12 protein-coding genes are annotated in these 13,025 nt (G+C 73.8%); 6 read left to right on the forward strand and 6 right to left on the reverse strand.

Features of this window, described 5'->3' with window-relative positions; translation table 11 throughout:
* The 3 genes from E6P78_RS30250 to E6P78_RS30260 all read left to right on the forward strand — a co-directional run.
* Positions 1-186, forward strand: a 186-nt coding sequence (locus E6P78_RS30250) for a thiamine phosphate synthase (RefSeq protein ID WP_206307960.1), incomplete at its 5' end; no start/stop codon positions are given.
* A gap of 131 nt (positions 187-317) precedes the next feature.
* The gene (gene metF / locus E6P78_RS30255) at positions 318-1,235 is read left to right on the forward strand and encodes a methylenetetrahydrofolate reductase [NAD(P)H] (RefSeq protein ID WP_136206822.1); all 918 of its coding nucleotides are present in this window, start codon (positions 318-320) and stop codon (positions 1,233-1,235) included.
* A 50-nt stretch (positions 1,236-1,285) separates the two neighbouring features.
* Positions 1,286-2,173, forward strand: a complete 888-nt coding sequence (locus tag E6P78_RS30260) for a hypothetical protein (RefSeq protein ID WP_136206823.1) — start codon at positions 1,286-1,288, stop codon at positions 2,171-2,173.
* A 19-nt stretch (positions 2,174-2,192) separates the two neighbouring features.
* Here the strand turns inward: E6P78_RS30260 and E6P78_RS30265 are convergent, their stop codons facing one another.
* The 5 genes from E6P78_RS30265 to E6P78_RS30285 all read right to left on the reverse strand — a co-directional run bounded on the left by E6P78_RS30265 (position 2,193) and on the right by E6P78_RS30285 (position 8,249).
* Positions 2,193-3,710: an NAD(P)/FAD-dependent oxidoreductase gene (locus E6P78_RS30265; RefSeq protein WP_240799432.1), complete on the reverse strand. Its 1,518-nt coding sequence runs from the start codon at positions 3,708-3,710 to the stop codon at positions 2,193-2,195.
* A 38-nt stretch (positions 3,711-3,748) separates the two neighbouring features.
* Positions 3,749-4,366 (reverse strand): DUF4126 domain-containing protein, encoded by a 618-nt coding sequence (locus tag E6P78_RS30270; protein ID WP_240799433.1) that lies wholly within the window; start codon positions 4,364-4,366, stop codon positions 3,749-3,751.
* 361 nt (positions 4,367-4,727) lie between these two features.
* A complete protein-coding gene (locus E6P78_RS30275) occupies positions 4,728-5,339 on the reverse strand; it encodes a TetR/AcrR family transcriptional regulator (RefSeq protein WP_136206825.1) in 612 nt (203 codons plus the stop codon).
* A 29-nt stretch (positions 5,340-5,368) separates the two neighbouring features.
* On the reverse strand, positions 5,369-7,456 hold the full coding sequence (locus tag E6P78_RS30280; RefSeq protein WP_136206826.1) for a YhgE/Pip domain-containing protein: 2,088 nt from the start codon (positions 7,454-7,456) through the stop codon (positions 5,369-5,371).
* Positions 7,428-8,249, reverse strand: coding sequence for an ATP-binding cassette domain-containing protein (locus E6P78_RS30285; protein ID WP_136206827.1), 822 nt, complete (start codon positions 8,247-8,249; stop codon positions 7,428-7,430). Before E6P78_RS30285 ends, E6P78_RS30280 begins: the two co-directional genes overlap by 29 nt.
* 168 nt (positions 8,250-8,417) lie before the next feature.
* Between E6P78_RS30285 and E6P78_RS30290 the strand changes: the two genes are divergently transcribed.
* The 3 genes from E6P78_RS30290 to E6P78_RS30300 all read left to right on the forward strand — a co-directional run bounded on the left by E6P78_RS30290 (position 8,418) and on the right by E6P78_RS30300 (position 10,503).
* Entirely contained in the window at positions 8,418-8,945 is a 528-nt protein-coding gene (locus E6P78_RS30290) for an SAV_6107 family HEPN domain-containing protein (RefSeq protein WP_136206828.1), read from the forward strand.
* Positions 8,946-9,061: 116 nt separating this feature from the next.
* Entirely contained in the window at positions 9,062-9,820 is a 759-nt protein-coding gene (locus E6P78_RS30295; RefSeq protein ID WP_136206829.1) for a methyltransferase, read from the forward strand.
* A gap of 284 nt (positions 9,821-10,104) precedes the next feature.
* Positions 10,105-10,503, forward strand: coding sequence for a DUF3040 domain-containing protein (locus E6P78_RS30300; RefSeq protein WP_136206830.1), 399 nt, complete (start codon positions 10,105-10,107; stop codon positions 10,501-10,503).
* Positions 10,504-10,613: 110 nt separating this feature from the next.
* Here the strand turns inward: E6P78_RS30300 and E6P78_RS30305 are convergent, their stop codons facing one another.
* Entirely contained in the window at positions 10,614-13,025 is a 2,412-nt protein-coding gene (locus E6P78_RS30305) for a DUF3488 and transglutaminase-like domain-containing protein (RefSeq protein ID WP_136206831.1), read from the reverse strand.

Below are 13,025 nucleotides of genomic sequence, written 5' to 3' on the forward strand. Positions count from 1 at the left end.
GCGGCCTCGCTCGCCCCGGCCCGCCCGTGGTTCGCCATCGGCGGGATCGACGCGGACAACCTTGACCAGGTGCTGGACGCCGGAGCCCGACGGATCGTCGTCGTACGGGCCCTCACCAAGGCGTCCGACCCGGGCGCCGCCGCCGCTGAACTGGCACGAAGGGTCCGCGAGCGCGCCGGAGCCTGACGCGGCGGCGGCGGCGTCCGGAACGGCGGGTCTGGGACAGATCTGTCCGAAGGGTGGACAAGAACCAGTCAATTCCGGCAAATGTCCCCGGTTCGGTTGGGAGGCCGCTCCGCCCTGGTTAACCTGCCGGTATGGCCCTTGGCACACCTTCCACCAGGACAGATCACGCGCGTACCGTGCGCGAGATGCTCGCGACCGGCGAGACCTCGTACTCGTTCGAGTTCTGGGCGCCCAAGACCGAGAAGGGCGAGCGCAACCTGTGGAACGCGCTGCGCCGGGTCGAGGCGGTCGGGCCGAGCTTCGTCTCCGTCACGTACGGGGCCGGCGGCTCCACCCGCGCCGGGACGGTGAAGGCCACCCAGGACATCGCCGCCGAATCCACGCTCACCCCGGTCGCCCACCTCACGGCGGTCAACCACTCCGTCGCCGAACTGCGCAACATGGTCGGCCAGTACGCGGACGCCGGCATCCGGAACATCCTCGCCGTGCGCGGGGACCCGCCGGGCGACCCGATGGGCCCGTGGGTCGAGCACCCGCAGGGCGTGAAGTACGCGGCGGACCTGGTCCGGCTGATCAAGGAGGCCGGCGACTTCTGCGTAGGCGTCGCGGCGTTCCCCGAGAGGCACCCGCGCTCCGCCGACTGGGACACCGACATCCGGCATTTCGTGGCCAAGTGCCGCGCGGGCGCCGACTACGCGATCACACAGATGTTCTTCGACCCGGAGGCGTATCTGCGGATGCGTGACCGGGTGGTCGCCGCGGGGTGCGACACCCCGATCATTCCCGAGATCATGCCGCTCACCAGCGTCCGGCAGTTGGAGCGATTCGCCCAGCTCAGCAACGCGACGCTGCCCGCCGAGCTGAAAGAGCGCATCCTCGCCGCCAAGGACGACGCCACCGCTGTACGCTCCATTGGCATCGACTTCGCAACGCGGTTCTGCGCGAGGCTGCTGTCCGAGGGTGTGCCCGGACTGCACTTCATCACGTTGAACAACTCGACTGCGACGCTCGAGATCTACGAGAATCTCGGACTGCACAAGCAGTCGTGACCGGCCGTACCCGCCACGCTCCGGGGCGGTGGCCGTAGAAGGGGGCGGGCATGGGCTGGACGGTCCTCTACATCGCGTTCGGTGTCGTCGCGCTGTGGCTGCTCGGCGAAGTGCTGCTGCAGTACAAGGCGCGGCTCCGCTGGCGACTGCTCGCCTTCACCGGCTTCCTCGGTGTGGTCATCGGCGTCCTGGTGCCGTCCGTGCCCCTCATCGCCGTCGGCGCGGTGGCCTTCGCCACCGGCCAGACCTACGTCACGCTCTCGTTCCGCAAGGGCTTCTCGACCGGCTGGGCGATAGGGGGCAGCCCCGGGGAGAGCCGCCGCCGGCGCGGCGGGGGCGACCGCAAGCCCACGCTGGAGGTCACCGGCCTGGAAGCGGAGTACGAGGGTGCCGCCCCGTCCACCCCGCCGTCCGCCCCGGCCGCGGTCTACGAGACGGAGCCGATGCCCGAGGACACCGGGCAGTACGGCGTCTACGGCCACCCCGCACAGCCGCACCCGCAGCCGCAGCCGTCCCAGGAGCCCCAGGGCGCGCCGCAGTACGACGCGTACGACCCCTACGCCGACTTCCCGCCCCAACAGCCCCAGGGCCAGGGCACCTACACCGGCCAGGACGCCTACGCCGGGGCCGGGCAGTACGACTACGGCACGGACCAGCAGCAGTACGCCGCCTACTCCGACCCGTACATCGGCACCACCGCGAGCGCCCCGCAGTACGGCACGTACGACGGCTACGGGAACTACGACGCCCACGGCGAGGGGCAGCAGCACACCGGGGCGTACGCGCAGCCCGAGGCGTACGGCTCCGAGACCCCGCCGGGCGGTGTCTGGGTGCCGCAGCAGCGCGAGGGTGAGCAGCACCCGGAGCAGCCCGCCGCCCAGCCGGCCTCGTACCCGAACGGCTACGACACCGGCTACAACGACCAGTACCGCTACTGACGGCCCCCTCCGCGGCCCCTCACCGGGAGCCGCGGAAGTCGTCCCCCTCGACGACGGTCCCCGCGACCAGCGCCCCGGACATGCCCGCGTGCGCCAGACCGCCGCCCGGATGCGACCAGCCGCCCGCCAGCAACAGACCCGGCAGCCGGGTGCGGTTGGCGGCGTGGAGGAACCCGCCCCCGGCACCCGCCAGCGCGGGCGCGGGAACGGCGCCGCCCTCCGCACCCGTGTCCGCGGCGGTCTCGGCGGGCGTCCGCACCCAGGTGTGCAGCACCCGCTCGCGCAGGCCGGGCACGGCCGCGCCCGCCGCGTCGACCAGCGTGTCCGCGTACCGCGCCCGCAGCGCCTCGTCCGTCCAGTCCACCGGACCGTGCGGGGCCACCGTCGCCGTCAGCGTCACCGCCTCGTGCGCCTCGTCGGGGCGGGACGACGGGTCGTCGGGGCGCAGCACGGTCACCGTGGGATGCGCGGCGGTCCGGCCCCCGAACACCGCCGCGCGCTCGGCCGCCCCGTCCGCCGGGTGCACCACCGTCCGGTGCACGGCGTCCGCCGGCCGGCCCCCGCGCAGCGCCAGCAGCACCACGAACCGGCCGGCCGCACCGGCGCCGTCCGCCCTCGGCCGCGCCGTCACATCGCCCTCGCCCCACAGCTCCTGACCCGGCACCAGCTCCGGGCGCGGCCGGGCGCCCAGCACCACGCGGGCGGCCTCCGCGACCGTCCCGTCCGCCAGCTCCACCCCCGCCGCCCGGCCGTCCTTCGCCACGACCCGGGCCACCTCGGCGCCGAAGACGAACTCCACCTTCCGGGCCAGGCACCGCTCGTACACCGCCCGCGCCAGCGCCCGCATGCCGCCCATGACGTACCAGCTGCCGAACGTCTCCTCCATGTACGGCAGGAGGGCCGCGCCCGCCGGGGCGCGCTGCGGGTCCAGGCCGTAGCCGAGGGCGTATCCGTCGAGCAGGGCCGCCAGGCGGGGGTCCGCCAGCTCCCAGGCACCGATCTCCGCCACCGTCCCCGCCCGCCGGGCCGGGCGCAGCAGCCGCCGCCGCTCCTCGGCCGGATACGGATCGCGGGCCAGCACCTGCCAGTCGGGGCGCAGCGGCTCCTCCAGGAGCGGTCGCCGGGAGCGGTCCCAGGCATCCCTGGCCCGGTCGAGGAAGGCCCCCCACCTCGCGCCCGCGTCCCCGCCGAGCGCGGCGTTGAGAGCGGCGACGGTCCCGGCGCGCGACGCGTTCGGCAGGGACACCGCGGTGCCGTCCGCGAAGACATGACGGCTCGCCGGGTCCACCTGGGCCAGCGTGACGCACCGCTCCAGCGGCTCCTTGCCGGTCTTCACGAACAGGTCCCGGTAGACCGCGGGGAGGTGGAGCAGACCGGGCCCGGTGTCGAACGCGAAGCCCTCCTCGGCATGCCGGCCGAGCGAGCCGCCGTACGTCTTCGACCGCTCGTACACCGTCACCCGGTGCCCTGCCACGGCCAGCCGGGCCGCCGCCGCCATCGCGCCCATCCCAGCGCCGATCACCGCAATTCGTGCCATGGATGCGACCTTAACGGCCGCCACCGACAGCCCGGCCGTCAGGTCGGCGGCGGGAAAGCGGCGGTCTGCGTCCGGCGCTTCTCCTCGCGCCGCTGCGCCCTGCGGCGCAGGAACCGGCGGATGCGGGAGGCCAGGAAGACCAGTATCACCAGGCCGAGCAGCAGCAGCGTCCCGGAGATGGCCGCCGCGATCCACGGATGGAATATCGCGAAGGTGACGACCCCGGCGACGCCCAGGTCCTCGACCGCGCTCAGCGCGATGTTGCTGAACGGCTCGGGGGAGGTGTTGACCGCCATCCGCGTACCGGCCTTCACCAGATGGCTCACCAACGCGGTGGAGCCCCCGATGGCGCCGGCCGCGATCTCGGACAGCGAACCGCTCTCGCCGGCCAGCAGCGCCGCCACGACCGCGCCCGCCAGCGGTCTGACGACGGTGTGCACCGCGTCCCAGACCGTGTCCACGTACGGGATCTTGTCCGCGACCACCTCGAAGAGGAAGAGCACCGCGACGACCACGAGCACGTCGGTGCGCTGGAGCGAGGCGGGCACCTCGTCGCTGACGCCGGTCGCGCCGAAGACGCCGAGCAGGAGGACCACCGCGTACGCGTTGATCCCGCTCGCCCAGCCGCTTGTGAACACCAGAGGGAGTACGGACACGGACGCGATCGTAGCGAGGGGGTCTGACATCGCGGCGGCGCCCGGACGCCCGGCTCTGAGTATCCGTACTCAGACGGCGGGATGAGTAGCCGCACGGATGGGCCGCGACCTGCCGGAACGGCAGAGTGGTCGGCAGGGAAGGGGGCGTTGCCCCGGCACCCGCCGGCACGGGGCGGCGGTACCGGAGCGGGACTCCCTTCCGAACGGGGGTGCGCGGCGGAGGACTCGGGACCACGGGGGACACGGGGTCACGGGGGAAGGTCCTCCGGCAGCACGGAAGGCGCCGGTCGGGCGGGCTCGGAAGGATCGGGCCACGCCGGACCGGCGCCTTCGTGCGCGCCGGGGAGAATCCGCGGCGCGCTCAGTGTCCGCTGACGCGGCCGCGCAGCAGCAGGGACAGCGCCGAGTGCACGTCGTCGATCGATCGCTCCGGCTGGAACGCCTGCCAGTCCAGCGCCGCCACCAGCACCATGCCGACCAGCGCCGCCGCCGTCAGCGGCACGTCGATCTCCTCGCTCAGCTCACCGCTCGCCACCCCTTGCGCGATCACGCCCTCCACCACGGCGACGGCGTCGCGGCGCACCACCAGCAGGGTGGACTGCCAGGCCCGGTTGGTGCGCCACAGCTCGGCCACGTACAGCTGGGTGAAGGCGGGGTAGCGGTCGATGAAGACCAGACCGGCCCGGATCATCGCGTCCAGCGCCTCGACCCGGCTGCCGCCGCGCGCACCGGTCTCCTCGGCCGCCGTCCGCAGGGACGCCGTGAGCAGCCCGACGCCGTGGCGCAGCAGCTCCTCGAAGAGCTCGGTCTTGCTCTTGAAGTTGTAGTAGACCGTGCCCTTCGCGACCCCGGCGCGGTCGGCGATCTCGTCCACCGTGGTCGCCGAGAAGCCCTTCTCGGCGATGAGGGTGACGGCCGCTTCGTAGAGCCTCTGCCGGGTGGCCTGGCGGCGCGTGCTGCTACTGCTTTCCATACTCCTGATTCTCACAGGTCCGGGCAGGCTCACAGGCTCAGCTCCGGATGCAGCCGCTCCAGTGTCCACATCTGCTTGCGGCGCGCGGACAGCGCGGTCAGCGCGAGCGCCCCGGCGGTGAACGCCACGAGGACCGCGCAGCCCTGCCAGACCGGGCCCAGCCCGCCGCCCGTGATCAGCCGGCGCAGCCCCTCGACGACGTAGCTCATCGGCAGGAAGGGGTGGATCGCGTTGAAGAAGCCGGGACTGGTCTGTACGGGGTACGTGCCGCCGGCCGAGGTCAGCTGGAGCATCAGCAGCGCGAGGACGAGGATGCGCCCCGCCGCCCCGAAGCAGGCGTTCAGCCACTGCACGATCGCCCCGAAGCAGCAGGTGACCAGCGCCAGGAATCCGAGCGTCCCGGCGGTGTGCGCCATCCTGAGGCCGGGCCCCCAGTGCAGTACGGACATCAGGGCGGCCACCTGGAGCAGCCCGACCGCGGCCACCGGCAGCCAGCCCGCGAGGGCGATCCGCCAGGCAGGCGCCCCGGCGGCCAGGGCGCGCCGGCTGAGCGGCTGGATCAGCATGTACGCCACCATCGCGCCGACCCAGAGCGAGAGCGGGATGAAGTAGGGCGCGAAGCCCGTGCCGTAGTTGGGGGCGGAGTGCAGCGACTGGGAGGCCAGCCGCACGGGGTCGGCCATGACCTCCGTACGGGCGTCGCGGTCCTTCTTGTCGTAGTCGGGGATCTTGTCGACGCCGTCGCCGAGGCCCTGGGCGAGCGTGGCGGAGCCGTCGCTGAGCCGGACCATCCCCTTGTCCAGGCTCGTCGCGCCCTTCTTGAGCTTGCCGACGCCGGTGTTCAGGTCGGCCGAGCCGGTCTTGGCCGTGGCCAGTCCCGTGTGCAGCTGGTCCGCGCCCTTGGCGACCTTGTGCGCCCCGGTGTTGAGGGCGTTGACCTTCTTGACGGCGGCTTCGAGGTCCTCGTCCAGGTGCGGGGAGCGCGCGGCGAGGGCCTTCGCCTGCTTCTCCAGGGTGGTCAGCTGGGTGCGAAGCTTCGCCAGGTCCCCGTTCTGGTTCTCGACCAGGGCGTTCACGTCGTCGGCCACGGCCGCGACATCGGCCGCCGCCGTCACGGCGCGCTTCAGCGGCGGGCAGACGGCGGGGTCGGGGAGCGGCTGCTCCTCGCACCGGGTGCGGTGGACCTCGGTGAGGTCGTCGGCGGCGGTGTGCGCGGCGGTCGCGGCGGTGGGCGCGGCCTTCACGAGCAGGTCGAGGTTGTCCCGCACGGTCCGTGAGGAGTCGGCGACGAGCCGGGCGGTGTCGCCGATGGCCTTGCCGTTGTCCTTGAGGAACGGACGTACGTCGGCGGCGACCCCGTTGACCTTGTCGGCCAGCAGCTGGGTGCCGTCGGCGACCTGGCGCGACCCGGTCTCCAGGTCGCCCGCGCCCTTGTCCAGCTTCACGATGCCGCCGGCCAGCTTGCCGCTGCCGGACTTCGCGTCCTTCAGTCCGTCCGCGAGGTCCTTCGAGCCCTTCTTCGCCCTGCCGATCCCGCTCTCGAGGTCGGCGGCGCCCTTGGCGGCCTTCGCCGTCTCGTCGTGCAGGTCGGAGAAGCTGATGAAGATCCGGTCGAGGAACCCGCGCGAGGCGTTGGCCGACGCGGCCGTGCGGACCTCGGAGAACACCGTCCGGGAGATCTGCCCGACGATGTAGTTGTTCGCGTCGTTGGTGCGCACCTGGAGCGCACCGGTCTCGGGGGAGTCGCCCGCGCTGGAGGCGATGCGCTCGCTGAGGTCGGAGGGCATGCGCAGCGAGAGGTAGTACGTGCCGTCCTCGACGCCCTCGTCCGCCTCGGCGGCGCTCACCTCGTGCCAGGCGAAGACCTTGGAGTCGAGCAGCTTGCTCGTGATCTCGTCGCCCGCCGCGATGTGCTTGCCGGCGGCGGTGGCGCCCTTGTCGTCGTTGACCAGGGCGACCGGGATGCGGTCGAGGCGGCCGTACGGGTCCCAGAAGGACCACAGGTACAGGGCGCCGTAGAGCAGCGGGAGCAGGAGGAGCGCGGCGAGGGCGGCGCGCGGCAGTCGCCCCCTGCCGAAGCGCCTCAGCTCAAGCGCGGCCAGTCTCGGCGAACGCATCGGCCGCCCCCTCCTCGTGCGCCGTCTCCACGTGCGTGCTCTCCTCGGGTTCCGCCGGTTCGGCGGGGTCGGTGGTGCCGGTCGTGGTGTCCGTGCGCGCGGTGCCCGTGCGTACGGCGACGGCGTCCTCGGGGGCCTGGCTGCAGACGGCCAGCACGGTCGTACCGGCGCCGGCCACGGAACGCAGCAGCTCCCAGGCCTCGGCCCGCTCGGCGTCGGACAGCTTGAGATCGGCGTCGTCCACCGCGAGCAGCCGGGGCCGGCCGATCAGGGCGAGGGCGACGGACAGCCGCAGCGCCTCCAGCCGCTCCAGGTCCCGTACGGCGGTCCGCTCGGCCTTCGGCAACGTGGCCGGGTCGAGCCCGGCGGCGTCCAGGGAGGCATCGATCCGGGCCCGGGCGGCGGCGGCCCGCTCGCCGGGCGACCGCAGCAGGGCGCGCAAGGAGCCGTCGTAGCGGCGCTGGAGCAGGGCCCGTTCGCGCAGGTGCTCGGCGACCGTGAACGCCGGGTCGAGCTCACTGACCCCGGGCACCGGGCCCAGGGCCGCGATACGGCGTACGGCGGCGGCCCTGCGCGGCAGCGCGAGGCCCCCGGTCGCGGCCTCGCCCTCGGTGGGGCGCATACGGCCGGTGAGAGCGAGCAGAAGACAGGTACGGCCGGAGCCGGACGGGCCCTCGACCGCGATCAGGGAGCCGGGCTCGGCACTGAACGTCACATCGCGGAAGGCCCAGCCGCGCGGCCCTTGGAGCCCGAAGCCCTTGGCGCTGACGGCTGCCCCGTGCGGGCTGTCCACGGCACCCTCCCCTTTTTCTGAACTGACTGGTCAGTACAAAAAGGTAGCCCGAACTCGCGATCGAAGCAAAAGCCCAGGTCAGCGACTGGTCAAGGCCGATTGTCAGTGGGGGCCGTCACGATGGATACAGACGGCCACGAAGCCGTTACCGAGACAGGAGGTTCTGTCATGGCCCACTCGTCCGCAGCCGCCGCTCCGCGACGCCGCGCAGACGGCCCTGCTCCCTCACCGACCGGCCCGGCCCAGGATGTCCACCCCGTCGTCCGGCGCACCACCGCGCCGCCCGCCGCCCTCGATCTCCTCGCCCAGGCCCGTGCCGGCCTGGAGGAGGCAGCTGTTCTCGACGTGCCCAACGAGCGGTACGCCACCGCACACCTCGCGGCCCTGCGCACCGCCGCGGCCGTGCTCGCCGTCCGCGGGCGCCCCGAGCCCTCGCGGCGGCGCCGGGAGAGAATCCGCAGCGCCTGGGAGATCCTGCCGGAGCTGGCCCCCGAGCTCGCCGAGTGGAGCGCCCTGTTCGCCGCCGGCGCCACCCGGCGGGCCCGCGCGGAAGCGGGGATACCCGGCGCGGCCGGCCGGCGCGACGCGGACGACCTGCTGCGGGACGTGGCGATGTTCCTGCGCCTGGTCGAGCGGCTGCTCGTGCTCCAGCCGGTGCTGCCGCAGCCCCGCGGGGAGCGGCCCGACGCGGGATGACGGCGGGGACGGCAGGGACGGTGGGGACGGCGCCAGGCAATAGGGTGGACAGGACCTATCACCTGCGCTGTTCACGCTCCGCCCCCGCGGCGGCCCGTGCCGAGGAGTCAACTGCCGTGTCGGACCAGCTGCGCCCCCGCGCCTCCCTCCGTACCGCTGTGGTCTGGGAGGTCCTCAAGGACGCCCTCGACCGCCGGGTCAAGGCGACCGGCAGCAACGTCCTGGACGTGCTGGACACCGGCGGCGGCACGGGCAATTTCGCCGTGCCCGTCGCCCGTCTGGGCCACCGGGTCACCGTCGTCGACCCCAGCCCCAACGCGCTGTTCGCGCTGGAGCGCCGGGCCGCCGAGGCCGGGGTCGCCGACCGGGTCCACGGGGTGCAGGGCGACATCCTCGGCCTGTTCGACGTGGTGGAGCGCGGTGGCTACGACGCGGTGCTCTGCCACGGCGTCCTGGAGTACGTGGACGATCCCGCCGAGGGCGTACGGCACGCGGTCGAGGCCCTGCGCCCGGCCGGCGCGCTGAGCCTGCTCGCCGCCGGGCTGGGCGGCGCGGTCCTGGCCCGCGCGCTCGCCGGCCACTTCACCGAGGCCAGGCACGCGCTCGGCGACCCGGAGGGCCGGTGGGGCGAGGGCGACCCGATGCCCCGGCGGTACACGGCCGAGCAGCTCACCGAGCTGGTCACCGGCGCCGATGTGGAGGTCGGCGCGATCCACGGCGTACGCGTCTTCGCCGACCTCGTCCCCGGCGTCCTGGTGGACACCGAACCAGGTGCGGCCGAAGCCCTGCTCAAGCTGGAGGCCGCGGCCGCCGAACTGCCCGCGTTCCACTCGGTGGCGACCCAGCTGCACGTCCTGGGCACCAAGGGCGGCTGAGACACCGGCCGGTCACCGGCGGCAGCGTGGCTGATCAGCGACGCAGCCGCAGACGGAGTACGCACCGGCAGCCCCGTTCGGGCGTCCGGCCCCGTATGATCGGTGGACACCATCCGGCATGACGGATCGGAGGTTGGGGAATCAACGCCTCAGCAGCTGAGCCGCCGTGGCGGCCCGGACTGGCTGATTGGCAATGAGGGCGGGTTTCACGGGGACGATTCCCTGCCTATCCTGGAAGGGCCGCATACCGGCCGCCCCCCGCGGCCGACGACGAGGAGGACTCCGTGCCGCTCTCGGAGCACGAGCAGCGAATGCTCGAGCAAATGGAGCGAGCGCTGTACGCCGAAGATCCCAAGTTCGCGACAGCGCTCGAGGGAAGTGGGCTGCGTACGTACACCCGGCGACGGGTCTACCAGGCAGTCGCTGGCTTTCTGGTGGGTATCGCGCTCCTCATGGCCGGAATGGTCGCTCAGCAGATCTGGATCAGCGTGGTGGGCTTCCTCGTCATGCTGGGCTGCGCGGTGCTCGCGGTCACGGGTTGGCGCAAGGCACCCAAGCCGGGTGAGCAACAGGCGGTGCCCACCGGTGGTGCGGGTGAGCGCCGGCAGTCCCGGCAGCGCCGGTCCGTGATGAACCGGATCGAACAGCGGTGGCAGCGCCGCCGCGACGAGCAGGGACAGTAGACGTACAGAGCGTTTTCGGGTGAGGGGCGTTCGCGGACATCGCGACCGCCCCTCACGCGTGCGGTGAAGCGGCGGGCGGGGGGCGGGGGACGACCCGCCCCCCGCCCGCGTCAGCTCTCCTGGCGGGACGTGCGGCGGGTCCAGGCCGGGCGGGCCGGCCGGAACCGTCGCCCTGCCAGAGCTGCCCGGCGCTCCGCGACCGCCCACACCACCCGTACGGCCGAGCGCGGCGCCACCAGCGCCCGGAGCCGGCCGGCCCGCCCGGCCGAGACGCCCAGCCCGGCCCGTACCGTCCGCGCGTCCTCGGCGAGCCCCGCCACCGGGCGCGGCTGCGGCGCGTACAGCACCTGCTCCACCGCCCCCGCGACCCGGTGCACCGCGTCCGCCGCCTCCGTGTCGAGCCGGCCCAGGCGCACCAGCCGCTCGGCGGCCCCACGCGGGGTCTGCGCGTCGTCCGGGGGGATGCCGTGGTCCCACGCCGTATCGGTGATCTCCCGCCACACCGCCAGCGTTCTCGCGGTCGTGTCGGCGGGGGCGCGTCCGGCCGAGGAGCCCAGCCTGCGGGCCCGCGCCCGCAGGCGCCAGCACATCGGCAGCAGGGGCAGCAGGAGGACGAGCACGACGGCCAGGGCGATGCCGAGCACGGTGCCCGCCGGTGTCCCCGTGTCCGTCGGCCCCGCGGCCCCCGGCAGCGCGGTCTGACCGCACTCCCCCTGCTTGCGCAGCTGCGCCGGGCAGCTGTCCGACGCGGACGGGGTGGCCGCCGCCGGCGCCGAGGCGTCCGCCTCCGGCCGGGCCGGGTCCGCCGTGTCACCGGTCGGGGCGTCGGGCAGGGTGTACGACGGGACGGAGCCACGCGTCGGGGTCGGCTCGAAGCGGGTCCAGCCGATGCCCTCGAAGTACAGCTCGGGCCACGCGTGCGCGTCCCGCAGCCCGACCGAGTAGGAACCGTCGGACTGCGCGGTGCCCGGTGTGAAGCCCACCGCGACCCGGGCCGGAATCCCCAGCGTCCGGGCCATCGCGGCCATCGTGAACGAGAAGTGGACGCAGAAGCCCTGCTTGTCCTTGAGGAAGCGGGCTATCGCGGCGGTGCCCGTACCCGAACTGACCGAGGTGTCGTACGTGAACCCGCCGTCGGCGGAGAAGTAGTCCTGGAGCTTCACCGCCCGCTCGTAGGCGTTGCCCGCGCCCCTCGTGACCAGGTCGGCGGTCTCCGCGACCACCTTCGGCAGCGAAGCCGGCACCTGGGTGTACTCGCGCAGCAGCGCCGCCGGGACCACGCCCGCACGGGCGAGCTGGTCGGACGTCGGCCGCACGTCGAGGCTGGTCACCGTGTACTGCGCGCCACGGGTGGTCTCGCCGTCGTCCCCGACGAGCGTGCGGCCCTCCGGCTCGAAGCGCCACCGCCCGCCGACCCGCACCTCGGCCGCCGGATAGGGCAGCGGCAGATAGGTCTGCCGGTACGAGTCGGACGCCGACACGGTCGACCTGATCTCCGAGACGGCGACTGCGGGGGAGAGGCCGGCCGGCGTCGGGAACCGCTTCGGCACGTCCTGCAGCCGGCGCGTCGAGGCCCGCCACTCGTTCCCGTTGAACTGGTCCAGGGCCAGGATGCGCAGGTAGAAGTCGCCCGCGCTGTCCGAGTCGGTGCGGTACGACATCACCTGCCGGTTCTCCGGCTGGTTGAGGTTGTCCTGCAAGGAGACCAGCGGGTTCACCGCGGAGATGGTGCCGCCCCCGCTCCCCTTGCCGCCCCCGCTGCCCGTGCCCGTCAGCAGCCCGCTGTCGAGCGCGGGCAGCGCCGCCGGCACGACCAGCGCGATCCCCAGTGCCAGGGCGCCGATCCGCCGCCCGGTGCGCACCGGGGCGTGCGCCCTGCCGCCCGAGGCTTCGAGCCCGCCGGACGAGCCGCCCCGGGGCCGCGCCGCCCCGGCGAAGACCCGGCCCCACTGGGAGAGCCGGTCGCGCCCCTCGGCCAGCAGGAGCAGCAGATAGCCGCAGGCGGCCAGCAGGAACCACAGCCAGTCCGCGCCGCCGTCCGAGAGCCCGGCGGCGACCGAGTAGAGCGCCAGCAGGGGCAGCCCCGCGGGCGCGGCGCTGCGGAACGTCACCGCCAGCATGTCCACCGCGAGCCCGACCAGCAGCACACCGCCCACCAGCATCAGCCGGATGCCCGGGGTGGCCGGCGCCGGAATCGCATACCGGCCGACGTCGTCCGCACCGGCCGTCAGCAGGTCCGCGAGCTGTCGCACCGCCTGCGGCCCGGGCAGCACGCCCGCCACCGCCTGCTCCCTGGCGAACGCCACCGTCAGCAGCACCAGCATGACCAGCACCTGGGCGGCGACCGTCAGCAGCCGGGGCAGCGGCACCCGCCGGCCCAGCGCGCCCACCCCGTACTGCACGGCCAGCAGGAACGCGGCCTGCACGAGCCAGTTGACCGGGTCCACCAGTGGCAGCATCGAGCAGGCCGCCATCAGCGTCGCCGCGAAGGCGCACAGCGCCAGCCGACCACGACCGCTCAT

Origin of the sequence: Streptomyces sp. A0958 (genome assembly GCF_004795035.1) — a bacterium.
In the GTDB taxonomy this organism is placed as follows: Bacteria; Actinomycetota; Actinomycetes; order Streptomycetales; family Streptomycetaceae; genus Streptomyces.

Excerpts from the sequence above, each read along its gene's own strand:
- metF (WP_136206822.1), top strand. The coding sequence starts at position 318 with ATGGCCCTTGGCACACCTTCCACCAGGACAGATCACGCGCGTACCGTG.
- E6P78_RS30265 (WP_240799432.1), bottom strand. The coding sequence starts at position 3,710 with ATGGCACGAATTGCGGTGATCGGCGCTGGGATGGGCGCGATGGCGGCG.
- E6P78_RS30260 (WP_136206823.1), top strand. The coding sequence starts at position 1,286 with ATGGGCTGGACGGTCCTCTACATCGCGTTCGGTGTCGTCGCGCTGTGG.
- E6P78_RS30275 (WP_136206825.1), bottom strand. The coding sequence starts at position 5,339 with ATGGAAAGCAGTAGCAGCACGCGCCGCCAGGCCACCCGGCAGAGGCTC.
- E6P78_RS30305 (WP_136206831.1), bottom strand. The coding sequence starts at position 13,025 with ATGAGCGGTCGTGGTCGGCTGGCGCTGTGCGCCTTCGCGGCGACGCTG.
- E6P78_RS30280 (WP_136206826.1), bottom strand. The coding sequence starts at position 7,456 with ATGCGTTCGCCGAGACTGGCCGCGCTTGAGCTGAGGCGCTTCGGCAGG.
- E6P78_RS30290 (WP_136206828.1), top strand. The coding sequence starts at position 8,418 with ATGGCCCACTCGTCCGCAGCCGCCGCTCCGCGACGCCGCGCAGACGGC.